Below are 25,775 nucleotides of genomic sequence, written 5' to 3'. Positions count from 1 at the left end.
AGCGCGAAGCCCCCGCACGGCGTCAGTGCCATGCGGGGGCTTCGAAGCTGCTGCGGTGATCCGCGTCTGTTACGAGGCCGTGGCTTCGGCCGGTCGGATCCACAGCCGCTGTCCGGTGGCGGCAGCCTGCTGAACGATCCGGTTGACGGAGGCGGCGTCCACGACGGTGCTGTCCACGGGCGTACCGTCGAACTCGTCGAGTCGCATGATTTCGAAGCGCAAGGGCTTCTCCCTTCGTCTGGTCATCCTCCTGAGGAGAACTGAGGAGAACTACTTGGTTACACACGTATGCAACGTGCTTCGTGTTACAAACATTCCCTACGCTAAAGAAATTTTTCGAACGTCTAACTACTGACCGGTAAAGGATCGTCCGGAGATCAAGGCGGGACTGACCGGGACCGGTTGTGTTCGCAGCGTGACCGCCGGGACAATGATGGCGATGAACGACGACCTCGCGGCGCTAGGCGCCCGCATCGACCACACCAACGAGCTGCTGCAACGCATGCTCGCCGAGGTGGCGAAGACGCCCTCGACCCATGCGATCTTCGTCGACGCGGGCTATCTCTACGCGGCCGCGGGACGGCTGGTCGCCGGGACGGAGGACCGCAGGGCCTACGACCTGGACGCCGAGGGGCTGATCGAGGCGCTCATCGACCGGGCGCGCACGATCTTCGCGGACAGCAGGCTGCTGCGGGTCTACTGGTACGACGGCGCCAGGCGCCGCATCCATACGGCGGAACAGCAGTCGATCGCCGAGCTCCCCGACGTGAAGGTCCGCCTGGGAAACCTCAACGCCAACAACCAGCAGAAGGGCGTCGACTCGCTGATCAGGACCGACCTGGAGTCCCTGGCCAGGCACCGCGCCATCAGCGACGCGGCCCTGCTCGGCGGTGACGAGGACCTGGTGTCGGCGGTCGAGGCCGCGCAGGGGTACGGGGCGCGGGTGCACCTGTGGGGCATCGAGGCGCCGGAAGGACGCAATCAGGCCGAGCCCCTGCTCTGGGAGGTCGACAGCCAGCGCACCCTCGACCTCGACTTCTTCAAGCCCTACGTCTCCCGGCGCACGGCCGCGGCGTACGAGGCCGCGGGGGCCCGGCCGACGCGGGAGGACGTCCGGTTCGTCGGCGCCCAGATCGCGGCGAAGTGGCTCGCGGCGCGGGGGCGGGAGTCACTCGTGGAGCTGCTGCCGGGGCATCCGTATCTGCCCGGGTCCGTCGACCAGGACCTGCTGGTGGAGGCCGAGGGGCTGCTGCAGTACTCCCTGCGCGGTCAGGCGGATCTGCGGCGGGCGCTGCGGGACGGCTTCTGGGAGCACCTGCAGGCGCAGTACTAGGCCGGGCGCAGTACGAGGCCGGGCGCAGTACTAGGCCCGGCGCACTTCTGGGCCGGGCGCGGTACTAGACCTCGCTGTCGGTCCCGTCGACGGTGTCCCAGAAGTCGGCGACGGCCTCGGAGGTGCGCAGCGGCTGGTCGGCGTTGGGCGAGTGCTCGGCGCCGGGGATGACGGTGCGGCGGGCGTTCAGCCGCGCGGCCATGTCGTCGAGCAGCGGGACCGGCCAGGTGTCGTCGCTCGCGCCCGACAGGACGTGGAACGGGAGCGGGAGGGCCGCGAGTTCGTCGACGCGGTCCGGCTCCGTGGTCAACTGGCGCCCCGTGGCGAGGAGTTGAGCGGGCTTCGTGCCGAGCCAACGGCGGCGCAGCAGGTCCGGGCCGCCGATGCCGCGCGCCGGCCCGCCGACCTCCTCGGGCGGCCCCATCGCGAGGATCGCCTCCCAGGTCTCGGCCATGGTCATCACCGCGAGCGCGTCCCGAAGCAGCTTCACGCGCTGCTGCTGGGAGTCGGAGATCTGGGCGGGGCCCGACGCCATGAGGGTGAGCGAGCTGAACGGGGCGTGGTCGAGGAGGACGGCCGCGCGGGCGATCTGGCCGCCGAGGGAGTGACCGAAGAGGTGGAGCGGGGCGTCCAGAGTGCCGAGGGCTGCCACCTGGGCGAGGACGTCCAGGGCCAACTCGCCTCGCGCGTACGGCGCTTCGTCGCGCTCCGGACCGTCCGACTCGTGCTGTCCCCGCCCGTCGACGGCGATCGTACGGTAGCCGCGCGCCGCGAGTGGCTCGTGCATCAGCGTGAAGTCCTCCTTGCTGCCCGTGAACCCGGGAAGCAGCAGGGCGACACCTCGGACCTCGACGCCGGGAGCGGCGGGGGAGTCGACGACGGCGAAGGTGCCGCGGGAGGTGTGGAGGGGGTAGGCGCGGACGTTCGGGGGCGGCGTGAAGGCGGGTTGGGTGGTCACGGGGGGAGGGTAGCGGGTGGGCCGCAGGACCCCCATGGGTCGGTCCGGGAAAGCCGACGGCCCGGCCCCGCGCCATGCGGGACCGGGCCGTCGTACGGGAGATCAGCTCTCCGCGGGCTCCGTGGCGGCCGTGGCCTTACGGGCACGGCGCACCTTGGGCTTGGCCTCGGCCGCGCTGTCGGCGGCCTCCACGGTCGCCGCCGCCTTGCGGGTACGGCGACGCGGCGCGGGCGCCTCGGTGGCCTTCGGCTCCGCAGTGGCCGTCGGCTCCTGCGTGGCCTGGGCCGGGATCTCGGCGGCCGTGGCGGCGGACGCCGCAGTCTTGCGGGTACGGCGTGCCTTGGGCTTGGCCTCGACGGCCTCCGCCGTGTCGACGGCGGCTTCCGCGGCGACCGCTGCCTTGCGGGTCCGACGGGGCTTGGCCTCGGTGGCTTCCGGCTCGGTGACGGTCGCGGCAGCCTTGCGCGTACGGCGCGGCTTCGCCTCCGTGCCCTCGGCCGTGTCAACGGCGGCCTCGGCGGTGGCGGTGGCCTTGCGCGTACGGCGTGCCTTGGGCTTGGCCTCGACGGCCTCCGCCGTGTCGACGGCGGCCTCGGCCGCGGCGGCCGTCTTGCGCGTACGGCGCGGCTTGGCGTCGGCGGCCTCCGGCTCCTGGGCGGTCTGGGCCGGGATCTCGGCGGCCGGGGCGGCCGACGCAGCGGTCTTGCGGGTCCGACGCGCCTTCGGCTTGGCCTCGGTGGCCTCGGCCGTGTCGACGGAGGCTTCGGCCGCAGCCGTTGCCTTACGGGTCCGGCGGCGCGGCTTGGTCTCCGTCGCCTCCGGGGCCTGAGGCGCGGCTTCGACGGTGCCCTCGGCCGTGTCCACGGCGGTCTCCGCCGTCGTCGCCTTGCGGGTGCGGCGGCGCGGCTTGGTGGCGGGGGCCTCGTCGGCCACCGCGACCTGGTCGGCCGCAGGAGCCGCAGCAGGCTCGGACGCCTGCACGGCCTGCGTGGCCGCCGGCTCCGGCGTCGTCACGGCCTGAGCCGAAGTCGCCTGCGGCTCCGCCGACTTGCGGGTCCGGCGGCGGCGCGGCTTCGCCGGGGTCTCCTCGGCGGTGCCCAGGGACGGACCCTCCGCCGTCGTGACGGCCGCCTCCGCGGCGTCCGCGGGCTCGGGGGCCGAGGACGTGGCCGTCACGGCCTGCTCCGTCGAAGCGCCGTTGCGGGTGCGGCGACGGCGGCGCGGGGTGCGGGGCTCGGTGACGGACTCCGCCGTGGTGGCCCCGGCGGTCTCCTCCGGAGCCCCGGAACCGACGGCGGGCGCCGACGTCTCGTCCAGCGTGGCTCCGCCGCGCGTACGGCGGCGGCGACGCGGTGTGCGCGCCGCGCGCTCACGGTCCGGCGAGGACGAGCGGGACTCGTCCCGGCCGCCTCGGCCGCCGCGGCCGCGCGCACCGCGTCCGCCGGTCTCGCCGAGGTCCTCCAGCGCCTCCGCCTCCAGCCCGGCGCGCGTGCGCTCCGAGCGGGGCAGGACGCCCTTGGTGCCCGCGGGGATGCTCAGTTCCTCGAAGAGGTGCGGGGACGTGGAGTACGTCTCCGGCGGGTCGTTGAACTTCAGCTCCAGCGCCTTGTTGATCAGCTGCCAGCGCGGGATGTCGTCCCAGTCGACGAGGGTGATCGCGATGCCCTTGGCGCCCGCGCGGCCGGTGCGGCCGATGCGGTGCAGGTACGTCTTCTCCTCTTCCGGCGACTGGTAGTTGATGACGTGCGTCACGCCCTCGACGTCGATACCGCGAGCGGCGACGTCGGTGCAGACGAGGACGTCCACCTTGCCGTTGCGGAAGGCGCGCAGGGCCTGCTCACGGGCGCCCTGGCCGAGGTCGCCGTGGACCGCGCCGGCCGCGAAGCCGCGCTGCTTGAGCTGGTCGGCGAGGTCGGCCGCGGTGCGCTTCGTACGGCAGAAGACCATGGCCAGTCCCCGGCCGTCGGCCTGCAGTATGCGCGCGACCATCTCGGGCTTGTCCATGTTGTGCGCGCGGTACACGTGCTGCGAGGTGTTCGCGACGGTGGCGCCGGCGTCGTCCGGCGCGGTGGCGCGGATGTGGGTGGGCTGCGACATGTAGCGGCGCGCGAGGCCGATGACCGCGCCCGGCATGGTCGCCGAGAACAGCATGGTCTGGCGGCGGGCCGGCAGCATGTTGATGATCTTCTCGACGTCGGGCAGGAAGCCCAGGTCGAGCATCTCGTCGGCCTCGTCGAGGACGAGCGCCTTGATGTGCTTGAGGTTGAGCTTCTTCTGGCCCGCGAGGTCCAGCAGTCGGCCCGGGGTGCCGACGATGACGTCGACGCCCTTCTTCAGGGCCTCGACCTGGGGCTCGTAGGCGCGGCCGCCGTAGATGGCGAGGACGCGTACGTTGCGAACCTTGCCCGCGGTCAGCAGGTCGTTGGTGACCTGCGTGCACAGCTCGCGGGTGGGGACGACGACGAGCGCCTGCGGGGCGTCGGTGAGGGCCTCGGGCTCGGCGCGGCCGGCCTCGACGTCGGCCGGGACGGTGACGCGCTCCAGGAGCGGGAGACCGAAGCCCAGCGTCTTGCCGGTACCGGTCTTGGCCTGGCCGATGACGTCCGTGCCGGAAAGGGCGACGGGGAGGGTCATCTCCTGGATGGGGAAGGGGTTGATGATGCCGACGGCCTCAAGGGCCTCGGCGGTCTCGGGAAGGATTCCGAGCTCTCGGAAAGTCGTAGTCAGGGTGCTGCCTCTTCTGTGTACGCGGTGCGAGGCGAGCGCGGGGGTCTTGACGGACCGTGCCGGGGACGTCGGCTGCCATACGGTCGGGCCGTAGGACACGGGACCACTGCCGACGCTCTAGCGCTCGTACCGCTGAGGGTGTCCCTCCGGTCGTCGTACGCATCTGTGCCGTACGGCCAGGGAGGGCTGTCGGGTCGGAGCCGATCGGGCCACCGACCGGGCATCCTCATAACGTGCGGCCCGTCGAATACATCAGGGTACTCAGCGGGCGCATTACCACCATACCCCGGAATCGCGCACATGCGATGGCCGAATTGGTCACGTAGTCGGCGTCACACTGATTGACCAGGGACTTCCGTGACGTGGAGAGCGGGCTATTGTGCGCTTCATGACGACGCCTGACAACACGCCCGACGCCTCCGACACCGCTGACTCCGCCGTCGAGACCGGCGGCACCGTCGCACACACCGGGGTGGCCGCCCAGGACTGGGCGCAGGCCTCCGCCGATCCGCAGTACCGGGCCGCCGTCGTGGACCTGCTCGGCGCGCTGGCCTACGGGGAGCTGGCGGCGTTCGAGCGGCTGGCGGAGGACGCCAAGCTGGCGCCGACGCTGGGGGACAAGGCGGAGCTGGCGAAGATGGCGTCGGCCGAGTTCCACCACTACGAGAAGCTGCGGGACCGGCTCACCGAGATCGGCGCCGAGCCCACGCAGGCGATGGAGCCGTTCGTCGCCGCTCTGGACGGCTTCCACAAGCAGACGGCGCCCTCGGACTGGCTGGAGGGGCTGGTCAAGGCGTACGTCGGTGACTCGATCGCCAGTGACTTCTACCGGGAGGTCGCCGCGCGGCTCGACTCGGACTCGCGGGGGCTGGTGCTGGCCGTGCTCGACGACACCGGGCACGCGTCGTTCGCCGTGGAGAAGGTGCGGGCTGCCATCGACGCCGACCCGCGTGTGGGTGGGCGGCTCGCGCTGTGGGCGCGGCGCTTGATGGGGGAGGCGCTGTCGCAGTCCCAGCGGGTCGTTGCCGACCGGGATGCGCTGTCCACGATGCTCGTGGGCGGGGTCGCGGACGGGTTCGATCTCGCCGAGGTCGGGAAGATGTTCTCGCGGATCACCGAGGCGCACACCAAGCGGATGGCTGCGCTGGGGCTGGCGGCTTAGGCACCGCCCTGCTTTCTGGGGGCCTGCGGCCCCCAGACCCCCGCTTCGGCCCTGGACGGGCCTCGTCCTGGGGCGCCGGACGGGCTGGATACCGCCCATCGGCGCCGGGAAGTGAACGTCGGCCTTCGGACGGCGTCAGGGAGCCGGCGGCCGGTCGTCCTCGGAATCTACGCGGTCGCCGAGTGCCGGCTCAGTCTTCCCGCGGGGCGTACCAGCAGGGAGAGAGAGGCGGCGGAGACGACTGCCGCGCCGATGAGGATCACGAAGAGATTGCCGAAGTCCAGCGCGGTGTGCGTGATGAACGCGCCGAAGAGGGCGCCGGCGACGCCCGTCGGCAGGACCAGGGAACTCGTCGGCAGACGGTGCGGCAGGCGGCGGGTGGCAGCCCACGCCAGGGCCAGGCCTAGGATCGCGGCGCTGAGCGCTTCCAAGAGCATGCTGGGGTCCCTCCCACATGGCCGACCTGCTCGAACCCGGTCGTAGCCCGTCATACCCCTGACCTGCGGAATGCAATCCTCCTGTGTGATCGAACTGTGCTCCGAATGTGGAGAGACGGGAGGGGCCCGGCGACCGTGGTCGCCGGGCCCCTCCCGTCACGCCTGCTCTGTCGGCGCCTTCCCGCTTACAGCGCGCCGAAGCCCACCTTGCGCGGGGCCGGCTCGCCGAGCTCCACGTACGCAAGACGCTCTGCCGGGACCAGGACCTTGCGGCCGTGCTCGTCCACGAGGGTCAGCAGCTGTGACTTTCCGGCCAGCGCCTCGGACACCGCCCGCTCGACCTCCTCGGCACTCTGACCGCTCTCCAGAACGATCTCGCGGGGCGCGTGCTGCACGCCGATCTTGACCTCCACGGCTATGTCCCTCCGACGGTCAGTGAAGTGCGCGACCTTGCGCGCCGTACCCAGCACACATTAGCCCGGTGAGGGGACCTGCACGCTCCGCCCAAGAACGCCAGGAGCGAACAGGGGGCGGGAACAAACGCCCGACACGCGCACGCTCAGTGGTGCTCGGTGCCGTGCAGCGGGAAGCCGGCGATGCCACGCCAGGCCAGGGACGTCAGCAGCTGCACCGCCTGGTCGCGCGGCACGCTGCGGTCGCTGTGCAGCCAGGAGCGGGCCACGACCTGGGCCAGACCGCCGAGGCCGGAGGCGAGCAGCATCGACTCCGCGCGGGAGAGGCCGGTGTCCTCGGCGATGACCTCGCAGATCGCCTCGGCGCACTCGTTCGTGACCTTGTCGACGCGCTCGCGCACGGCCGGCTCGTTGGTCAGGTCCGACTCGAAGACCAGGCGGAACGCGCCGCCGTCGTCCTCGACGTACGCGAAGTACGCGTCCATCGTCGCCCGTACACGCTGCTTGTTGTCGGTCGTCGACGCGAGCGCGTGCCGTACGGACTGGATCAGGGACTCACAGTGCTGGTCCAGCAGCGCGAGGTACAGATCGAGCTTGCCCGGGAAGTGCTGGTAGAGCACCGGCTTGCTGACGCCGGCGCGCTCGGCGATGTCGTCCATCGCTGCAGCGTGGTAGCCCTGCGCGACGAACACTTCCTGGGCGGCGCCCAGCAGCTGGTTCCGTCGGGCACGGCGCGGCAGGCGAGTGCCCCGCGGGCGTGCCGCCTCTGTCTGCTCGATGGCTGTCACGCCGCCTCCCAATGTCGTCCACATGCGGTGTGCGCCGCGCCGCCATCGTACTTTTCGGTAACCCTGGTGTGCGCGGTGAGAACGCAGAATTTCACGGACCGGACGGTGACGAAAGCCGTGCAGAAGGTTTGAAACCCGGCCGGAACGGGCAGCAAATGGTCTCTTTGCTGTTCAACGGCACTCTCTTCCGTGCCCACCTGTACCTTCATTCACCTTCGTTCGTGCAGCCGATGGCCGGCGTCAGCGATAGTCGTCCTCGTCGATGGAGACGACGCGCGCCTGCTCGATGAGATCGGCCTCGTTGGCCCGGTCCTGGTCGGCGTCGGTCAGCCGGTCGTCGCGGTCGCGCCGGAGATCGGCGTGCTGCTCGGCCGCGTCGGCGGCGGGGGCCTCGACGTCGTACTCCTCGTCCTGCTCGGTGTCGTCGTCCACGAAGGTCTCGGGGTCGGTGGGATCGACGGCCATGGCGGGCTCCCTTTCTAGAACGTCCCCGTGGGGCACAACGTCCCTGGGTGAAGCAGGGGTCCACTTCCGGGTGCCCTGCGTACGAGCCTAGGAGACACAGGTTCCGGACGCTATGCGATCTGCGGGGGATCTGCGGGCAATTCGGGCGCGCTCCGGGTGGCTTCCGTGAGCGGGATGCGTCTGGCGGGTTTCCCGGCCGGGAAACTGCCATGTACGTGTCGACTTGTGACGGCGAACACATGAACCACTGCGTGATCGTCTCGTAACATTGCCGCATGTCTTCGACCGAGCTCCCGTCAGCGCCGGCCGCCAATGTGCTCCCCAAGGTGGCGACCGTCAGGGTCGCCGAGGGGGAGCGGCTGCGGTCGGTCGGGCTGCCCGGGATCACGCTGACGGTGCGGTCGAGGCCGCCCGCGCGCGAGGGGCTGCCGCCCGCGCTGTACGTGCACGGACTCGGCGGTTCCTCGCAGAACTGGTCGGCGCTGATGGAACTGCTGGAGGGCGAGGTCGACTGTGAGGCCGTCGACCTGCCGGGCTTCGGCGACTCGCCACCGCCGGACGACGGCGACTACTCGATCACCGCGCACGCACGCGCGGTGATTCGCTATCTCGACGCCTCCGGCCGTGGCCCCGTACACCTCTTCGGCAACTCGCTCGGCGGCGCGGTCACCACGCGCGTCGCCGCCGTACGCCCGGACCTGGTCCGTACGCTCACGCTCGTGTCGCCCGCCCTGCCGGAGCTCCGTGTCCAGCGCAGCGCCGTGCCCACCGCGCTGCTCTCCGTGCCCGGAGTGACCTCGCTGTTCACCCGGCTCACCAAGCAGTGGACGGCGGAGCAGCGGGTCCGTGGCGTGATGCACCTCTGCTACGGCGACCCCGAGCGGGTGACGCCGGAAGGCTTCAGCAATGCCGTCCAGGAGATGAACCGGCGGCTTCAACTGCCCTACTTCTGGGACGCGATGACGCGTTCCGCGCGCGGGCTGGTCAACGCCTACACGCTGGGCGGCCAGCACGCGCTGTGGCGCCAGGCCGAGCGGGTACTGGCTCCGACGCTGCTCATCTACGGCGGCCGGGACCAGCTCGTCGGCTACCGCATGCGCAGCAAGGCTGCGCGCGCCTTCCGCGACTCCCGCCTGCTGAGCCTGCCGGATGCCGGGCACGTGGCGATGATGGAGTACCCGGAGGTGGTCGCCCGCGCGTTCGGTGAACTCCTTGCGGAGACAGCGGAGACAGCGGAGACGGCAGAGTCGGAGGCCGCTGGGGGTGCCGGGGCCGCGGGACGGAGTGCGGGTGGAGCCGGGGCCGCTGCGAGCGGCGAGGGCGCCATGACCGAGATCTCGGGGAGCTGAGGCGCGACGTGGGACGCCACAGCAGGCGCGGGTCCGCCGCCAAGCCCAAGCGCGACACCGCGGACACAACCGCACGACAGGATTCCCGGGGGGCACAGCCCGAGCCGGGCACGGCCCAGCGGGGGACGTCCGTGCCGGGTCCGGGGCCCGGTCGGCCTCCGGGTGCCCGACCGCCGGGTCCGGCACCGGGCGCGGGCCCGAGCGGCCCGCCGCAGTCCGGCGGACCCGGCGGCGGTCGCCGGGTGCCTGGGCCGCCGCCCGGCCGGCAGGGGATGCCCGCGGGTGGAGGTCCGGGGTACGGAGGGCGCGGCTTCCCCGACGGCACGCCCGCGCAGGGGGTCCCGAGGCTGCCCGACGGCACGCCTGCTCACGGCTTTCCGAGGTTCCCCGACGGCACGCCCGCACATGGTTTCCCGAGGTTCCCCGACGGCACCCCGGCCCACGGCGTGCCCCGTATCGCCGACGGTACGCCCGCCCATGGCACCCCCCAGGCCCGTGCCGGCCACCCCGAGCAGCGTGAATCCGGCGGTGGCTGGGGCGAGTTGAGGGGGCGTGCCGGTGTTGCGTACGGCGCTCCCGCGGCGGCCGGTGCCCCGCCCGCGACCGGTGTTCCCGTGCCGCGGCCCCGGCGGGCAGCGCCGTCCGAAGGGCCCCGGCAGGACTACCTGGAGGCCTTCGAGGGCGACGGGGACGTCGACGTCTTCGCGCCGCGTACGACCGAGACCGCGCACGCCTCCGACTCGTACGCCTCCGACCCGTATGCCTCCGTCACCGAATGGGACACCAGGACCGGCGGCGGTGCCGCGGACGACACCGGGACACAGGCCGGCAGCGACGGCGACGACGACGCCCCGCCGACCGGCGAGCCTGTGGCGGCGAGGGGCTCCAAGGGCCGGACCTTCTCCGGCATCGCCGCTGCCGCCGTCGTCACCGTGCTGGCCGTCGTCGTCGCCGGTCAGGTCGCGAAGGGGCGGGAGGACGGCGACGTACAGTCGCAGTCCGCCACCGATCAGGGGCGGGACGCCCGCGACTCGGCCTCGCGCGGCGACGGGCGGCCGACGCCGGACGCGCCGAATGCGCCGGCGCCGCTGACGTACGAGCAGAAGATGGGCGAGACGTACGCGCTCAGCGCCAAGCTCAAGGGCCCGGGCAGGTTCGACGCGGTCCCGGGGATCGCCAAGGCGCCCGGCAAGGGGCAGAAGTACACCTACCGCGTGGACGTGGAGCAGGGACTCGGGCTCGACGGCGAACTCTTCGCCGAGGCCGTGCAGAAGACGCTCAACGACGACCGGAGCTGGGCGCACAATGGCGCCCGTACCTTCGAGCGCATCTACTCCGGCAAGCCGGATTTCGTGATCACGCTGGCCAGCCCCGGTACGACGGCCGACTGGTGTGCCAAGTCCGGTCTGGACACCACAGTCGACAATGTGTCGTGCGACTCCGCCTCCACCGAGCGCGTCATGATCAATGCGTACAGATGGGCACAAGGGTCCGAGACATACGGTGATCGCATCCACGAGTACCGGCAGATGCTGATCAACCACGAGGTCGGTCACCGGCTCGGCTACTCCCATGTGACCTGCGACAAGGATGGCGAGCTGGCCCCGGTCATGCAGCAGCAGACCAAGTTCCTCGACCACGACGGGATCCGCTGCCGGGCCAACCCCTGGATGTATCCCGGGAGTTGACAGGTGACTCATACGTCACATTGACATGTGCAGCGAGTTCATACATATTTCTGCACATGTCGACCCGTCACGCCCCCACTCGCGCCGCCATCGAGCTGGCGCTGATCGGTGTGACCGCCCTGTGCGTGGCCGACATCGACTGTCGCTGACGCCCGCCGCCTGGCGTTCGCGTCGCGATCTTCTTCCTTCACTCCTGTGAGTCGCTGACGGGTTTCGGACCCGTGGCGCATTCATGGGCTGCCGACGACCCGACGCCGGGGCAGACGTCTGTGCACTCCTGTCTCACTCCGCGTCATTTCGTCTCGATATCCGAGACTCATCATTCCGAGAGGTCGTCTCCGATGCGTCAATCGTCCGTCATAGCGCGCCGCGTGGCCGCGGCATCCGTCAGCCTGGTCGTGGCAGCGGGCGCCGCCGCCTGCGGGCCTGAGGACAACGATGCCAAGAGTGCCGGCGGCGACTCCACGCCCCACAAGGGCGGCACGCTCACGGTCCTGAACTCCAATCCGCAGCAGGACTTCGACCCGGCCCGGCTGTACACCTCCGGCGGCGGAAACGTCCCCTCGCTCGTCTTCCGTACGCTCACCACCCGCAACCGCGAGAACGGTGAGGCCGGCGCCGAGGTCGTCCCCGACCTCGCCACCGACACCGGGCGCCCGAACAAGGATGCGACCGTGTGGACGTACACCCTCAAGGAGGGCCTCAAGTACGAGGACGGCACCCCGATCACCTCGGCCGACATCAAGTACGGCATCGAGCGCTCCTTCGCCCCCGAACTGTCCGGCGGTGCACCGTATTTGAGGGACTGGCTGGTCGGCGCGGCCGACTACCAGGGGCCGTACAAGGACAAGAAGGGTCTGTCGGCGATCGAGACGCCGGACGAGCGGACCATCGTCTTCCGTCTGAACAAGCCCGAGGGCGAGTTCCCGTACCTGGCGACACAGACGCAGTTCACGCCGGTGCCCAAGGACAAGGACACCGGCACGAAGTACGAGGAGCACCCGGTCTCGTCCGGCCCGTACAAGGTCGTGAAGAACGAGAACGACGGCGAGCGGCTCACCCTGGAGCGCAACACCCACTGGTCCGCCTCCACGGACGCCGAGCGCAAGGCCTACCCAGACAAGATCGACGTACGGTCCGGGCTCGACTCGTCGGTGATCAACCAGCGGCTGTCCGCGTCCCAGGGTGCGGACGCGGCCGCGGTCACCACGGACACCAACCTCGGCCCGGCCGAGCTGGCCAAGGTGACCGGCGACAAGGAACTGGCCGCGCGCGTCGGCACCGGGCACTTCGGCTACACCAACTACATCGCGTTCAACCCGAAGACCAAGCCGTTCGACAACGCCAAGGTGCGGCAGGCGATCTCGTACGCCATCGACCGGTCGTCCGTGGTGAACGCGGCGGGCGGGTCCGCGCTCGCCGAGCCCGCGACCACCTTCCTGCCGAACCAGAAGTCCTTCGGCTACACGCCGTACGACCACTTCCCGGCGGGTGCGGCCGGTGACCCGGCGAAGGCCAAGGAACTGCTGAAGGAGGCCGGTTACGCGAACGGGCTGACCGTCACCCTGACCCACTCCAACGCCAAGGACTTCGAGACCAGCCCCGAGATCGCGACCGCGATCCAGGACGCGCTCAAGAAGGCGGGCATCACGGTCAAGCTCCAGGGTCTGGAGGAGAACGACTACTCCGACAAGATCCACAACGTGAAGACCGAGCCCGGCTTCTTCCTCGCCCACTGGGGTGCCGACTGGCCCTCCGGCGGTCCCTTCCTCGCCCCGATCTTCGACGGCCGGCAGATCGTCAAGGACGGTGCGAACTTCAACACCGGCCTGCTCGACGACAAGTCCGTCAACACCGAGATCGACGCGATCAACAAGCTGACCGACCTTGACGCCGCCGCCGAGCGGTGGGGTGCGCTGGACAAGAAGATCGGCGAACAGGCGCTGACGGTGCCGCTGTTCCACCCCGTCTACAAGCGGCTGTACGGCGAGTCCGTCAAGAACGTCGTGATCAGCGACTGGACCGGCGTGCTGGACATCTCCCAGGTCGCGGTGAAGTAGCGCCGTGAGTGAGGCAGTCATTGCCGTCGAGGCTCCCGGGGTGCCTGCTCCGGGGGCCTCGGGGGCCCGTCAGTTCTGGCGGCGGCTGCGGACGCAGCGCGCCGCCCTCGTCGCGGCGGTCGTAGTCGCACTGCTCGTCCTGGTCGCGCTCGCCGCACCGCTGCTCACCGCGGTCGAGGGCCAGGACCCGACCACCTACCACCCGTCCCTCGTGGACTCCGCGCGCGGGGGCGTGCCCATCGGGTCGTTCGGCGGAGTGAGCGCCGACCACTGGCTCGGCGTCGAACCGCAGACCGGGCGGGACCTGTTCGCGCGGCTCGTCCACGGCGCCCGGGTCTCCCTCGGAGTCGCGCTGGCCGCGACCGTCGTCCAGGTGACCATCGGCGTCGTGATGGGCGTCGCCGCCGCGCTCGGCAGCCGCTGGGTCGACCAGCTGCTGAGCCGCTTCACCGACGTCATCGTGGCGATGCCGCTGATGATCATGGCGTTGGCGCTGCTCGCGATCGTTCCGTCGAGCTTCCCGCGGCCCGTGCTGGTCGCCCTCGTCATCGGCCTGATCGCCTGGGGCAACATCGCGAAGATCGTGCGCGCCCAGACGCTCACCCTGAAGGGGCTCGACTACGTCGCCGCCGCCCGGCTCAGCGGTTGGGGCACCTGGCGGATCGCCCGCCGGGAACTGCTGCCCGGCATCGCCGCCCCGGTCATCACGTACGCGGCCCTGCTGGTCCCGGTCAACATCTCCGTCGAGGCCGCCCTGTCCTTCCTGGGCGTCGGAGTGAAGCCGCCGACGCCGTCCTGGGGGCAGATGCTCACCGCCGCCGACGTCTGGTACCAGGCCGCCCCGCAGTACCTGCTGCTGCCGGCCGGCGCGCTCTTCGTGACCGTCCTCGCCCTCACCGTCCTCGGCGACGGCGTGCGCACGGCGCTCGACCCGCGCGCGGCGTCCCGGCTGCGGGTCGGCACGGGCCGCAAGAGGGAGGCCAAGGCATGAGCGGCCTCACCGGTCTCACGAATCTCACGAATCTCACCGGTCTCAGGAGTCTCGGAGGCTTCGTCCTGCGCCGGACCGTCGGTGTCGTCGTCACCCTGTTCGCCATCTCGGTGATCGTCTACGTCGTCTTCTACGTCACTCCCGGCAACGTCGCCCAGATCACCTGCGGCCCCCGCTGCTCGCCCGCCCAGGTGCAGCAGGTCGCCGAGCAACTGCACCTGAACGACCCGCTGTACACGCGCTACTGGCACTTCCTGGAGGGCCTCGTCGCCGGCCAGGACTACTCGACGGGCGCGTCCGTGCAGCACTGCTCGGCGCCCTGCCTCGGGCTGTCGTACCAGAGCGACCAGCAGGTCACCCAGCTGATCCTGGCGAAGCTGCCGGTCAGCCTGTCGCTCGTGTTCGGCGCGATGGTGCTGTGGCTGATCCTCGGCGTCGGCACGGGCGTCCTGTCCGCATGGCGACGCGGCCGTCTCACCGAGCGGCTGCTGACCGGCGTCACGCTCGCCGGCGTGGCCACGCCGGTCTTCGTGATCGGTCTGGTCCTGATGATCGTCGTCTGCGGGCAGCTCCAACTGCTGCCGTTCCCGCAGTACGTCGCCTTCACCGACGATCCCGAACAGTGGGCGTGGAACCTGCTGCTGCCATGGCTTTCCCTGGCCCTCATCGAGGCCGCCGCGTTCGCCCGTCTCACGCGCGCGGCCATGCTGGAGACGCTGGCCGAGGACCACATCCGCACCTTTCGGGCGTACGGCGTCGGCGAACGGTCGGTCATCGGACGGCACGCGCTGCGCGGGGCCCTCGCGCCGGTCATCGCGCTGAACGCCAACAACTTCGGCGGCGCGGTCGGCGGCGCGGTGCTCACCGAGACGCTCTTCGGACTGCCCGGCATCGGACAGGAACTGGTCCACGCGGTCAACGTCGTCGACCTCCCGGTCGTCGTCGGCATGGTCCTGGTCATCGGCTTCTTCGTGGTCGTCGCCAACGCCGTCGCGGACGTGCTGTACGCCGTGGCCGACCGACGGGTGGTGCTGGCATGAGCCTCGTGGACGTCACCGACCTGACGGTCGAGTTCGGGTCACTGCGGGCCGTCGACGGCCTGTCCTTCCGGCTGGAGCAGGGCGCCGCCCTCGCCCTCGTCGGCGAATCCGGCTCCGGGAAGTCCACGGTCGCCTCGGCGTTGCTGGGGCTGCACCGCGGCACGGGCGCACGGGTCGGCGGGTCGGTCGAGGTCGCCGGCGTCGACGTACGGCAGGCGTCGGACGACGAACTGCGGCGGCTGCGCGGCGGGAAGGCGGCCATGGTCTTCCAGGACCCGCTGTCCTCGCTCGACCCGTACTACGCGATCGGCGACCAGATCGCCGAGGTGTACCGCACACACACGCGTGCCTCGCGACGAGCGGCACGCGCGCGTGCGGTCGAGGTGCTGGACAGGGTTGGAATTCCGGACGCACTACGGCGATTCCGTTCCCGCCCGCACGAGTTCAGCGGCGGTATGCGCCAGCGTGCCCTCATCGCCATGGCGCTGGCCTGCACGCCCGGCCTGTTGATCGCCGACGAGCCGACGACCGCGCTCGACGTGACGGTCCAGGCCCAGATCCTCGACCTGCTGCACAGGCTCCGCGAGGAGACCGGCATGGGTCTCCTCCTCGTCACCCACGACGTCGGCGTCGCCGCCGAGAGCGTCGACGAGGTGCTGGTCATGCGGCACGGACGGGCGGTGGAACGCGGCCCGGTCGCCGACGTCCTGGGAGCTCCGGAGCAGCCGTATACGCGCGAACTGCTGCACGCGGTCCCGCGCGTGGACACGCCGCGCGTCATCCATGAGGGCGCCAAGGAGCCGGAGGGGGCGACGATCGCCTCGGCGGACGGCGCCTCGTCGGACGTTGCGTCGGTGGAGGTTGCGTCAGTGGGCCTGGCCTCGGCGGAGGTTGCGTCAGTGGACCTGGCCTCGGCGGACGTCGTCCTGGCGGCGACCGGCCTGCGGCGTGAATTCGGCCGCGGAAAGCGGGCGTTCAGGGCGGTGGACGACGTGTCGCTGACGATCCGCCGCGGCGAGACCCTGGGCGTCGTGGGGGAGAGCGGCAGCGGCAAGACGACCCTCGGGCGCATGCTGGTCGGCCTCCTTGAGCCGACGGCGGGCGAGGTCCGTTACGACGGCCACACGCGCGCGGGCGTGAATCCCGCGGTGCAGATGGTCTTCCAGGACCCTGTCTCCTCCCTCAACCCCCGCCGCACCGTGGGCGAGTCGATCGCCGACCCGCTCCGCGCGCGGGGCGAGGACGGCGAGGGGCGTATCCGGGGGCGCGTACGGGAACTGCTGGAGCGCGTAGGGCTCGAAGCGGCGCACTACGACCGCTATCCCCACGAGTTCAGCGGCGGTCAGCGCCAGCGCGTGGGCATCGCGCGGGCGCTCGCCGCCGACCCGCGCGTCATCGTCTGCGACGAGCCCGTCTCCGCGCTCGACGTCACCACGCAGGCCCAGGTCGTGGCCCTGCTGGGGGAGTTGCAGCGTGAGCTGGGACTCGCGCTCGTCTTCGTCGCGCACGACCTCGCCGTCGTACGCCAGGTCAGCGACCGGGTCGCGGTGATGCGGGGCGGGCGGATCGTCGAGGAGGGCCTCGCCGACGAGGTGTACGACAACCCGCAGGACCCGTACACCAAGCAGCTCCTGGCCGCGGTACCCGCGCTCGACCCGCGGATCGCGGCCCAGCGGCGGGCGGCGCGACGGGAGTTGGCCGCGGTGTGACCGTCCGAGCCGTTCAGGTGTGACGATGCGTGCGCGTTTACTCTCTTAGCGCGACGGAACGCGACCCGCACGGGAAAGTTACGACCGTTCACCCCTTTTGGTGGCGCGATGGACAACCGTCCGTCGCGCCACCGCCTTGTCCGCATACGTTCGTCCCGCTGTGAGCCGCCGGGGGAACGGCGGCTCCCCTAAGGGAGATCGGGGGTGTACTCGTGCGCATCGGACTGATTGCGGAGGGTGGCTATCCGTATGTGAGCGGTGACGCCAGGCTCTGGTGCGACCGGCTCGTGCGCGGGCTCGGACAGCACGAGTTCGACATCTACGCGCTCAGCCGCAGCGAGTGCCAGGAGGACGAGGGCTGGATCCCCCTGCCACCCCAGGTCAGCCGGGTGCGCACGGCGCCGCTGTGGACGGCCGAGGACGACGGGGTGGTATACGGGCGCCGCGCGCGCCGGCGGTTCGCCGACTGCTACGGCGAGTTGGTGACCGTGCTCTGCGCAGGGGCCGGCACAGACGCGTCCGGAACCACCGAAGACGCGTCGGCCGCCGAGGCGGACCGTTTCGGCAACGCGCTGTACAGCCTCGCCGAACTCGCCCGCGACGAAGGCGGGTTGGTGGGAGCGCTCCGCTCCGAGTCCGCCGTACGCATCCTCGAGCGCGCCTGCCGAGCGCGGGGCGCCCTGCGCACGGCGCGCGAGGCGCGCGTCCCCGATCTGCTGGCCGTCGCCGCGCATCTCGAACGCGCCCTGCGCCCCCTCTCGCTCGACTGGTACGAGGACGACGGCCTGGGGTCGGTCGACCTGTGCCACGCCACGTCCGGCGGCGCCGCGGCCCTGCCCGCCCTGGTCGCCCGCCACTTCCACGGCGTACCCCTGCTGCTGACCGAGTACGGCGTCCGGCTGCGCACGCACTACCTGGCCGAGACCGACGCCTCTCCCGCCGTGCGCTCCCTGCTCGCCGCCCTCCACGGCACGCTCGCCGCCGAGTCCTACGCGCGGGCCGCCCTCATCACGCCGGGCAACGGCCACGCCCGCCGCTGGCAGGAGCGCTGCGGCGCCGACCGCGCGAAGCTCCGCACGGTCTACCCCGGCATGGACGCCGACCGCTTCGCCGAGGTCGGCGAGGGCCCGGAGCGCGCGGACCCGGACACCCTTGTCTGGGTCGGCCGCGTCGAACCGGCCAAGGACCTGGTGTCGTTGCTGCACGCCTTCGCCGAGGTCCGCAAGGAGGAGCCGAAAACCCGCCTGCGGATCGTCGGCACCGCTTCGGGCGCCGAGGGCGCCGCCTATCTCGGCCACTGCAAGGTGCTGGCCGCACAGCTCTTCCCCGACGAGGCCGAGGGCCCGCACACGGTCGGCCACAACCCGGTCTCCTTCGAGGAGATCGGCGGCCCTGAGGTCCCGGCTCTCGCCGACGCCTACGCCTCGGGCGCCGTGGCCGTCCTGTCCAGCGTCGTGGAGGGCTTCCCGATCGGCCTGGTCGAGGCCATGTTCTGCGGCCGCGCGACGGTGTCCACCGACGTCGGCGCGGTGGTGGAGGTCATCGGCGGTACCGGTCTCGTCGTACCGCCGCGCAATCCCCGCGCGCTCGCGGAGGCCTGCGTGGCGCTGTTGCGCGACCCCGAGCGCCGCGAGCGCCTGGGCGCGGCGGCACGCGCGCGTGCGCTCGAACTGTTCACCGTCGAGCAGAACGTCGCAGCATTTCACGGCATTTACCTGGAGATCGTCTCGCGCACACCGGTCCGCCGAGTCGTCCTCGACGATTCCGGCGCCCCCCTGCCCTTCGCCGTCCCGGCCGAGGCCCACGTCCCCGGCCGCTGGACCGACCGCACCACACGCCTGGTCGCCCGCGGCGGCCCACCAAGGCTGCCAGGAGCCCCCGTACGCGCCACCGCCCTGCCCGCGACGGAGGGAGCGCGATGAACGGCCTGGGAGGACTGGACCGCCCCGGGGCCCCCACCAGCCCCGGCGCATGGGACGAACGCTCGGAGGAGTGGCTCACGCCGGACGCGTACGCGGGGGAGGACGCGGTGGCAGGGATGGACGTTAGGGCAGGCGGGGCCAGGGTGGACGTACGGACAGGCGGGGCTGCTGGGACGGACGCAAGGGGAGGCGCGGCCGCTGGGACGGACGCAAGCGAAGGCGCGGCCGCCGGGACGGACTCAAGGGAAGGCACGGCCGCCGGGACGGACTCAAGGGAAGGCACAGCCGACGGATCGCCCCCCACCACCGCCGACGCACGATCCGCCACCGCCACCGGCACCTCCACGCGCACCACCGGCACCCGATCAACCCCCACGGATCCCCGCCGCACATCCACCTCCACCCGTCCCACCTCCGCCGGCCGCAAGGGCGCCGACCCCGTGAAGGCGCTGATGCACCGTCACCGAGACCTGTGCGAACGCGCGGTGGACCCCTTGGACATCGCGGCCGGCCTGGAAGCCCACGGCATCACGGACCGCACCGCGTCCCGCTTCCTGCACCGGGACGTCTTCTCGCTCGCGGAGGAGATGTACGCCCGAGTGCCCCGCGACGCCGAGTCACGCCCAGGAGCCCCGGCCCTCACCACCCCCCGCGCCCGAGTGGACTGGATTCTCCTCGCCCTCCTCCCCGGAGCCATCTGCGCGACGGCCGTGACCGCCCTGCACCTCACCCACGGCCAGTCCCGCCTCATCGCGGCCGCCGTGGGAACCCTCACCGTGGCCCTCGCCGTACGCGCCGCCCTGGCCCGGGGCCCCCTCGCCGGCAAGGACCGCACACACGCCACCATCACGCGGATCACCTGGCTCCTCGCCTACGCCCTCCTCGGCGACGGCCTCCTCCAGGCAGCCGCCACCGGGGGCCCGGACGCCCTCCCCACCGGCACCGCCGAAGGCCCTTGGCCCCTCACCACGGCCCCCGTACTGGCCCTCACCCTCTCCTGCGTCCCGGCGGCCTGGTGCGCCCACCTCTTCGCCGTACGGGCCCGTCGCAAACTCTCGGCCAGCCGAGCCCTGGAGGAGTTCGCCACCTCGGCAAAGCCCTTGCTCCTGGGCACGGTCGCCCTCTACCTCTGCGCCCTGACGGCTCTGCTGACCCTCACGACGACCATCCTGAACGAGCCCCCCGCCTACCCCCAGACCCTCACCCTGGGCGCCCTCCTGCTCCTCGCCCGCCTCCTCACCACCCACGGCTTCACCCACGCCCCCGCACTCGTCCTCACCGCCGCAGCCTCAGCCGAGGCAACGGCCCTGGCCACCCTCTTCGCCGCGCGCCTCCCCGGCTGCGCCTTGCTGGCAACCCCCGTGCAGACCCTCGTCGACACATGGGGCCCGGCCGCCATCCCCACCATCGCCTGCGGCGCAGGCGCCCTGACCCTCCTTCTGCACGCATTGCGCACCGTGACGAGGGCTTCGGCACACGCGAGGGCGGACGACACATGCTGACGGCTCAGCAACCACGTCGTGCCCGCACCCGCGTTCGGCGGCAAGGGGCCGTGCCGGGGGGTGTCCGCCCGCAGCGGCGGGCGTCAAGAGGCAGCCCTTCTTGCCCGACAGCAACCGCCCGACCGTGGACGGACACCCCCGGGTGCCGCACCGACCCACAACGCACTCGCAGGCGCGACGCGAACCCCCACCCAGCGGCACGGGCTGCCGCAGGCATACGCCCCCACAGTCCCACCGAACGCCCCCTACCCGAGACCCCCCTCCCGCCCGAGACCCGCCTCCCGCCCGAGACCCCCCTCCTACCCGAAACCCCTCTCCCGCCCGAGAGCCCCTCCACCTGAAGCCCCCGAAGGAGAACCCCAAATGATCACCTCCCGACCCGACCACACCTCGGCCCCGGGAGCCGCCCGATGAGAGTCCTGCTGATCGGAGCCAACGGCTACCTCGGCCGCTTCGTAGCCGACCGCCTCCTCGCCGACCCCGCCGTCCAACTCACCGCGCTGGGCCGCGGCGACGACGCCGACGTCCGGTTCGACCTCGCATCAGGCAGCCCCGGCGCCCTCACCCGCTTCCTCGACGCGGTCCACCCCGGCGTAGTCATCAACTGCGCCGGCGCCACCCGAGGCGGCGCCCGCGAACTCACCCGCCACAACACCGTCGCCGTCGCCACCGTCTGCGAGGCCCTGCGCCGCAGCGGCTGCGGCGCCCGTCTCGTCCAGATCGGCTGCGGCGCTGAGTACGGCCCGAGCCAGCCCGGCTCCTCCACGGCCGAGGACGCCGTCCCCCGCCCTGGCGGCCCGTACGGCGTCAGCAAACTCGCCGCCACGGAACTGGTCCTGGGCTCCGGTCTGGACGCCGTGGTCCTCCGGGTCTTCTCGCCCGCAGGCCCGGGCACCCCCGCCGGCTCCCCGCTCGGCCGCCTCGCCGAGGCCATGCGCCGCGCCATGCAGTCGGGCGACGGCGAGCTCAAGCTCACCGGCCTCGGCGCCCAACGCGACTTCATCGACGTCCGCGACGTGGCCCGCGCAGTCCACGCCGCCTCGCTGTCCGCCGCGCAGGGCGTCATCAACATCGGCTCGGGCCGCGCAGTCCGTCTCCGTGACGCCGCAGCCGTGCTCGCCCGCGTGGCGGGGTATGGCGGCGCCCTCCACGAACTCGACGGCCCGCCCGGCCCGTTGCGGGCATCCATCGGCCACCCGCGCCCCGATTCGGACCACTTGTCCCACGCCGCGCACGCCGGCCACGCCGCCCACACCGCTCATGCGACCCATGTGGCGCACGCGGCCCACGCCGCCCAGGCGGGCCAGGTCTCTCCGGCCGCCTACCCGTACCCGGACGGCTGCGGCAGCTGGCAGCAGGCCGACGTACGCACCGCCCGCGACCGGCTCGGCTGGCGCCCCCGTATCAACCTCGAAGAGTCCCTGGGCGATATCTGGATGGAGGCGGCATGCCGTATCTGACCGGCGCCACGCCGCCCACAGCGAGCACCGACCTCCGTACCGGCCTCGGCATCCTCGGCTATGCGCATCCCCTGCTCGCCCCGACCGAGTGGGGCGAACTCACCCGCCCCGGCACCCCCCTGGACTGGGTCGTCCTCAACGTCGCCGACGGCCCCGGCGCCCGGCCCGACCCCCACTGCCTGGAGGCCGCCGGCAGACTCCGCAACGCCGGAGTCCGCGTCCTCGGCCACCTCGACGTGGACCGCCTCGACCCAGCCCACGCCGGCACGACCCGCCTCAACCGGGCGCGTCTCGGCACAGCCCGCCACGACAGGGCCCACCGCGGCACGACCCACCTCGCCGGGTCCCATTGCGGCACGTCCCACGGCGGCACGCCCCACGGTGCCCACCCCTTCGACGAGGTGATCTCCGAGGCTCAGCGCTACCTCGACTGGTACCTCGTCGACGGCTTCTTCCTCGACCGCTGCCCGACCGAACGCGCTGACCTGCCCGAGGTCCGCCGCACGGTCAGCACGCTCCGCGCGTTGCGTGACGAGGCCCACATCGTCCTCGGTCACGGCACCCACCCTCACCCGGGCTACGCCGAGTGCGCCGACCAACTGGTCACCTTCCGCGGCTCGTGGAGCGACTACCGCTGGTCGCAGGTTGCCGAGTGGACGGCCGACTATCCGCCCGACCGCTTCTGCCACTTCGTCCACGGAGTGCCCCTCGGGCACCTCGACGAGGCACTGCGTATCGCCCGCTGGCAGGGAGCCGCCACGATCTGGTTCACCGACCACACGGACCGCGGCGGGCGCACCGACCCCTGGGAGACCATGCCCGGCTACTGGGACGAAATCGTCTCGCGGATCGGAACAGGTGTCTCGGAATGAAAAAGGCCATGGCACTGTTACGGGGAGAACAACCGTAGTGATAGACCGACCAACGGAGTCCCCGTGTCGCTGCCACCCCTGGTCGAGCCGGCCCCCGAGCTCACCGTAGACGAGGTTCGCAGGTACTCCCGCCACCTGATCATCCCCGATGTCGGGATGGACGGGCAGAAGCGGCTGAAGAACGCCAAGGTGCTGTGTGTGGGCGCCGGCGGCCTGGGCTCGCCGGCGCTGATGTACCTGGCCGCCGCGGGCGTCGGCACGCTCGGCATCGTGGAGTTCGACGAGGTCGACGAGTCGAACCTGCAGCGCCAGATCATCCACAGCCAGGCCGACATCGGCCGCTCCAAGGCCGAGTCCGCGCGCGATTCCGTCCTCGGCATCAACCCGTACGTGAACGTGATCCTTCACGAGGAGCGGCTCGAGGCCGACAACGTGATGGACATCTTCAGCCAGTACGACCTGATCGTCGACGGCACGGACAACTTCGCGACCCGCTACCTGGTCAACGACGCCTGCGTGCTGCTGAACAAGCCGTACGTCTGGGGCTCGATCTACCGCTTCGACGGCCAGGCCTCCGTCTTCTGGTCCGAGCACGGTCCCTGCTACCGCTGCCTCTACCCGGAGCCCCCGCCCCCCGGCATGGTCCCCTCCTGCGCCGAGGGCGGCGTGCTCGGCGTGCTGTGCGCGTCCATCGGCTCCATCCAGGTCAACGAGGCCATCAAGCTGCTCGCGGGCATCGGTGAGCCGCTGGTCGGCCGCCTGATGATCTACGACGCCCTGGAGATGCAGTACCGCCAGGTCAAGGTCCGCAAGGACCCGAACTGCGCGGTCTGCGGCGAGAACCCGACCGTCACCGAGCTCATCGACTACGAGGCCTTCTGCGGCGTCGTCTCCGAGGAGGCCCAGGAGGCCGCCGCCGGTTCCACGATCACTCCGAAGCAGCTCAAGGAGTGGATCGACGACGGCGAGAACATCGACATCATCGATGTCCGCGAGATCAACGAGTACGAGATCGTCTCGATCCCCGGCGCCCGTCTGATCCCGAAGAACGAGTTCCTCATGGGCACCGCCCTGGAGAGCCTCCCGCAGGACAAGAAGATCGTCTTGCACTGCAAGACGGGTGTCCGCAGTGCGGAAGTCCTCGCGGTCCTGAAGTCCGCGGGCTTCTCCGACGCCGTACACGTCGGCGGCGGCGTGATCGGCTGGGTCAACCAGATCGAACCGGACAAGCCGGTCTACTGAGCAAACGGTTCCGCCCTCAGGGCGGGACCGGCTTCGGTGGCGGGGGTTTCGAGCACCACGGGTGGTCGAAACCCCCGCCACCGTCATGAGCAGACCTTGCCGTCCTTGGGCACCGTCCCCTGAAGCAGATACGCGTTGATCGCCGAGTCGACGCAGTCGCTGCCCTTCCCGTACGCGGCGTGGCCTTCGCCCTTCCACGTCAGCGTCACACCGACGCCCTTGCCGAGTTCGTCGGCCATCTTCCGGGTGCCCTCGTAGGGCGTCGCCGGATCGCCGGTGTTGCCGACCAGCAGGATCGGCGCCGCACCCGGCGCGCTCACCTCGGGGGTGTCGTACTGCCCGGCCACCGGCCAGTCGTGACACCAGCCGGCCGTGTCCCAGCCCAGCATGGGTCCGAACACGGGTGAGACCTTCTCGAACCGCGGCAGCAGCTTCCTCGCCTCCTCGGCGGTGGGGCGCTGCTTGTCGTCCAGGCACGATATGACCCGTTGCGAGTGGGCCCCCGTGACGTAGTGCCCCGACGGGTCCCGATCGTTGTACTCGTCGGCGAGCGCCAGGAGATCCGAGCCGTCTCCCTGCTCGGCCGCATCGAGCGCGCTGGTGAGGGTCGGCCAACTCGCCTCGCTGTACAGCGGCCTGAGGAGACCGGTGAGCGCGAGTCCCTCCGTGAGCCTTCGCTCGGATCCGGTCGGGAGCGGGCTCTCATCGATTCGCTTCAGCAGATCCACGATCTTCTGCGAGCCCTCCGCGGCGTCCTGGCCGGTGGACTTGAGGTAGTTGTTCAACGCACGCTGGAAGCCCCTGGCCTGGTTCTCGACATGCCCCGCCGCGTCGGCACTCGGGTCGGCGACCGCGTCCAGGATCAGCCGCCCCACGTTTTTCGGGAACAAGTGGGCGTAGACACCGCCGAGTTCGGTGCCGTACGAGATGCCGAAGTAGTGCATCTTCGGATCGCCGAGGACCTGGCGCATCAGGTCCATGTCTCGGGCAGTGTCCGTGGTCGACACATGTGCCATCAGCTTCCCCGTGGACTTCTGGCAGCCCTTGCCGAAGGCGGCGGCATCCCGGAAGTACGCCGTCTCCTCGGCCGGGGTGTCCGGCGTGATGTCCACCGACTCGGCGGCCTGGATCTCCTTGTCGCTGCGGCAGCGGACGCCCTCGCTGGCGCCCACCCCGCGCGGATCCCAGCTCACCAGGTCGTACCGCTCGCCCAGTTCGGACGCATTGGAGGCGTACCACGGCAGGGTGGACACTCCTGAGCTGCCGGGGCCGCCGAAGTTGAACAGGAGCGAGCCGATGCGGTCGTCACCGCCCGCCTTGGCGCGGATCAGGGCGAGGCCGATCGTCCTGCCATCCGGTTTCGTCCAGTCCAACGGTGCCTTGAGCGTCGCGCACTGCCACTCGTCGCCCGGCGCGGAGAAGTCCCCGGCGGCCTTGCAGCGCCCCCAGTCGAGTTTCTGCGAGGTGAGCGAGGCCGGCAGCGCGGTCGCCGAGCCCCTGGGAGGACCCGATGAACTTGCGCCACTCGTCTCCTCACCGGCCTCCGCGCCCTCCGAGGACGAGCCGCCGCTGCAGCCCGTCACCAACAGCGCGGCGGCGGCCGTCAGAGCCGTCCACCGTACGAAACGCGCCATGCCCATTCCCCCCTCGCAGGCCG

At 71.4% G+C, this 25,775-nt stretch carries 22 protein-coding genes; 14 read left to right on the top strand and 8 right to left on the bottom strand.

Going from position 1 to position 25,775, the window contains the following annotated elements:
• Window positions 1–69: 69 nt before the first annotated feature.
• Window positions 70–222, bottom strand: coding sequence for a hypothetical protein (locus OHT51_RS15190; protein WP_328879468.1), 153 nt, complete (start codon window positions 220–222; stop codon window positions 70–72).
• 217 nt (window positions 223–439) lie between these two features.
• Between OHT51_RS15190 and OHT51_RS15185 the strand changes: the two genes are divergently transcribed.
• Entirely contained in the window at window positions 440–1,333 is an 894-nt protein-coding gene (locus OHT51_RS15185; protein ID WP_328879467.1) for an NYN domain-containing protein, read from the top strand.
• A gap of 64 nt (window positions 1,334–1,397) precedes the next feature.
• Here the strand turns inward: OHT51_RS15185 and OHT51_RS15180 are convergent, their stop codons facing one another.
• The gene (locus tag OHT51_RS15180) at window positions 1,398–2,327 is read right to left on the bottom strand and encodes an alpha/beta fold hydrolase (RefSeq protein ID WP_443052483.1); all 930 of its coding nucleotides are present in this window, start codon (window positions 2,325–2,327) and stop codon (window positions 1,398–1,400) included.
• Between the two features lie 66 nt (window positions 2,328–2,393).
• Window positions 2,394–4,925, bottom strand: a complete 2,532-nt coding sequence (locus tag OHT51_RS15175; RefSeq protein WP_328884327.1) for a DEAD/DEAH box helicase — start codon at window positions 4,923–4,925, stop codon at window positions 2,394–2,396.
• Between the two features lie 472 nt (window positions 4,926–5,397).
• On the opposite strand from OHT51_RS15175, the gene OHT51_RS15170 reads away from it, so the two are divergent.
• Window positions 5,398–6,180 carry a ferritin-like fold-containing protein gene (locus tag OHT51_RS15170; RefSeq protein ID WP_328423728.1) on the top strand — a complete coding sequence of 261 codons (783 nt, stop codon included), beginning with the start codon at window positions 5,398–5,400 and terminating at the stop codon, window positions 6,178–6,180.
• A 167-nt stretch (window positions 6,181–6,347) separates the two neighbouring features.
• Here the strand turns inward: OHT51_RS15170 and OHT51_RS15165 are convergent, their stop codons facing one another.
• The 4 genes from OHT51_RS15165 to OHT51_RS15150 all read right to left on the bottom strand — a co-directional run bounded on the left by OHT51_RS15165 (window position 6,348) and on the right by OHT51_RS15150 (window position 8,283).
• Complete coding sequence (locus OHT51_RS15165; protein WP_328879465.1) at window positions 6,348–6,617, bottom strand: hypothetical protein; 270 nt, start codon at window positions 6,615–6,617, stop codon at window positions 6,348–6,350.
• A 185-nt stretch (window positions 6,618–6,802) separates the two neighbouring features.
• Window positions 6,803–7,030, bottom strand: a complete 228-nt coding sequence (locus OHT51_RS15160) for a DUF3107 domain-containing protein (RefSeq protein ID WP_003998121.1) — start codon at window positions 7,028–7,030, stop codon at window positions 6,803–6,805.
• 146 nt (window positions 7,031–7,176) lie between these two features.
• A complete protein-coding gene (locus tag OHT51_RS15155) occupies window positions 7,177–7,818 on the bottom strand; it encodes a TetR/AcrR family transcriptional regulator (protein WP_328879464.1) in 642 nt (213 codons plus the stop codon).
• A gap of 240 nt (window positions 7,819–8,058) precedes the next feature.
• On the bottom strand, window positions 8,059–8,283 hold the full coding sequence (locus OHT51_RS15150; RefSeq protein WP_328879463.1) for a hypothetical protein: 225 nt from the start codon (window positions 8,281–8,283) through the stop codon (window positions 8,059–8,061).
• Between the two features lie 275 nt (window positions 8,284–8,558).
• Between OHT51_RS15150 and OHT51_RS15145 the strand changes: the two genes are divergently transcribed.
• The 12 genes from OHT51_RS15145 (at window position 8,559) to moeZ (ending at window position 24,118) form a co-directional block, all read left to right on the top strand.
• Window positions 8,559–9,632: an alpha/beta fold hydrolase gene (locus OHT51_RS15145; protein WP_328879462.1), complete on the top strand. Its 1,074-nt coding sequence runs from the start codon at window positions 8,559–8,561 to the stop codon at window positions 9,630–9,632.
• An 8-nt stretch (window positions 9,633–9,640) separates the two neighbouring features.
• Window positions 9,641–11,320: a DUF3152 domain-containing protein gene (locus OHT51_RS15140; protein WP_328879461.1), complete on the top strand. Its 1,680-nt coding sequence runs from the start codon at window positions 9,641–9,643 to the stop codon at window positions 11,318–11,320.
• Between the two features lie 56 nt (window positions 11,321–11,376).
• The gene (locus OHT51_RS15135; RefSeq protein ID WP_328879460.1) at window positions 11,377–11,469 is read left to right on the top strand and encodes an Ms4533A family Cys-rich leader peptide; all 93 of its coding nucleotides are present in this window, start codon (window positions 11,377–11,379) and stop codon (window positions 11,467–11,469) included.
• 192 nt (window positions 11,470–11,661) lie between these two features.
• Window positions 11,662–13,380 carry an ABC transporter substrate-binding protein gene (locus OHT51_RS15130; protein ID WP_328879459.1) on the top strand — a complete coding sequence of 573 codons (1,719 nt, stop codon included), beginning with the start codon at window positions 11,662–11,664 and terminating at the stop codon, window positions 13,378–13,380.
• 4 nt (window positions 13,381–13,384) lie between these two features.
• Window positions 13,385–14,371: an ABC transporter permease gene (locus OHT51_RS15125; RefSeq protein WP_328879458.1), complete on the top strand. Its 987-nt coding sequence runs from the start codon at window positions 13,385–13,387 to the stop codon at window positions 14,369–14,371.
• Complete coding sequence (locus OHT51_RS15120; RefSeq protein ID WP_328879457.1) at window positions 14,368–15,411, top strand: ABC transporter permease; 1,044 nt, start codon at window positions 14,368–14,370, stop codon at window positions 15,409–15,411. Before OHT51_RS15125 ends, OHT51_RS15120 begins: the two co-directional genes overlap by 4 nt.
• A complete protein-coding gene (locus OHT51_RS15115; protein WP_328879456.1) occupies window positions 15,408–17,120 on the top strand; it encodes an ABC transporter ATP-binding protein in 1,713 nt (570 codons plus the stop codon). Before OHT51_RS15120 ends, OHT51_RS15115 begins: the two co-directional genes overlap by 4 nt.
• Window positions 17,121–17,332: 212 nt before the next feature.
• A complete protein-coding gene (locus OHT51_RS15110) occupies window positions 17,333–19,042 on the top strand; it encodes a DUF3492 domain-containing protein (RefSeq protein ID WP_328879455.1) in 1,710 nt (569 codons plus the stop codon).
• A 452-nt stretch (window positions 19,043–19,494) separates the two neighbouring features.
• The gene (locus OHT51_RS15105) at window positions 19,495–20,544 is read left to right on the top strand and encodes a hypothetical protein (protein WP_443052482.1); all 1,050 of its coding nucleotides are present in this window, start codon (window positions 19,495–19,497) and stop codon (window positions 20,542–20,544) included.
• Between the two features lie 410 nt (window positions 20,545–20,954).
• Complete coding sequence (locus OHT51_RS15100; protein ID WP_328879453.1) at window positions 20,955–22,004, top strand: NAD-dependent epimerase/dehydratase family protein; 1,050 nt, start codon at window positions 20,955–20,957, stop codon at window positions 22,002–22,004.
• Window positions 21,992–22,876 (top strand): spherulation-specific family 4 protein, encoded by an 885-nt coding sequence (locus OHT51_RS15095; protein WP_328879452.1) that lies wholly within the window; start codon window positions 21,992–21,994, stop codon window positions 22,874–22,876. Before OHT51_RS15100 ends, OHT51_RS15095 begins: the two co-directional genes overlap by 13 nt.
• A gap of 63 nt (window positions 22,877–22,939) precedes the next feature.
• Complete coding sequence (gene moeZ, locus OHT51_RS15090) at window positions 22,940–24,118, top strand: adenylyltransferase/sulfurtransferase MoeZ (protein ID WP_328879451.1); 1,179 nt, start codon at window positions 22,940–22,942, stop codon at window positions 24,116–24,118.
• An 83-nt stretch (window positions 24,119–24,201) separates the two neighbouring features.
• Here the strand turns inward: moeZ and OHT51_RS15085 are convergent, their stop codons facing one another.
• The gene (locus OHT51_RS15085) at window positions 24,202–25,752 is read right to left on the bottom strand and encodes an alpha/beta hydrolase (protein WP_328879450.1); all 1,551 of its coding nucleotides are present in this window, start codon (window positions 25,750–25,752) and stop codon (window positions 24,202–24,204) included.
• Window positions 25,753–25,775: the final 23 nt, after the last annotated feature.

The organism is Streptomyces sp. NBC_00299 (genome assembly GCF_036173045.1).
In the GTDB taxonomy this organism is placed as follows: domain Bacteria; phylum Actinomycetota; class Actinomycetes; order Streptomycetales; family Streptomycetaceae; genus Streptomyces; species Streptomyces machairae.
This window is presented reverse-complemented; position numbering and strand designations above follow the sequence as displayed.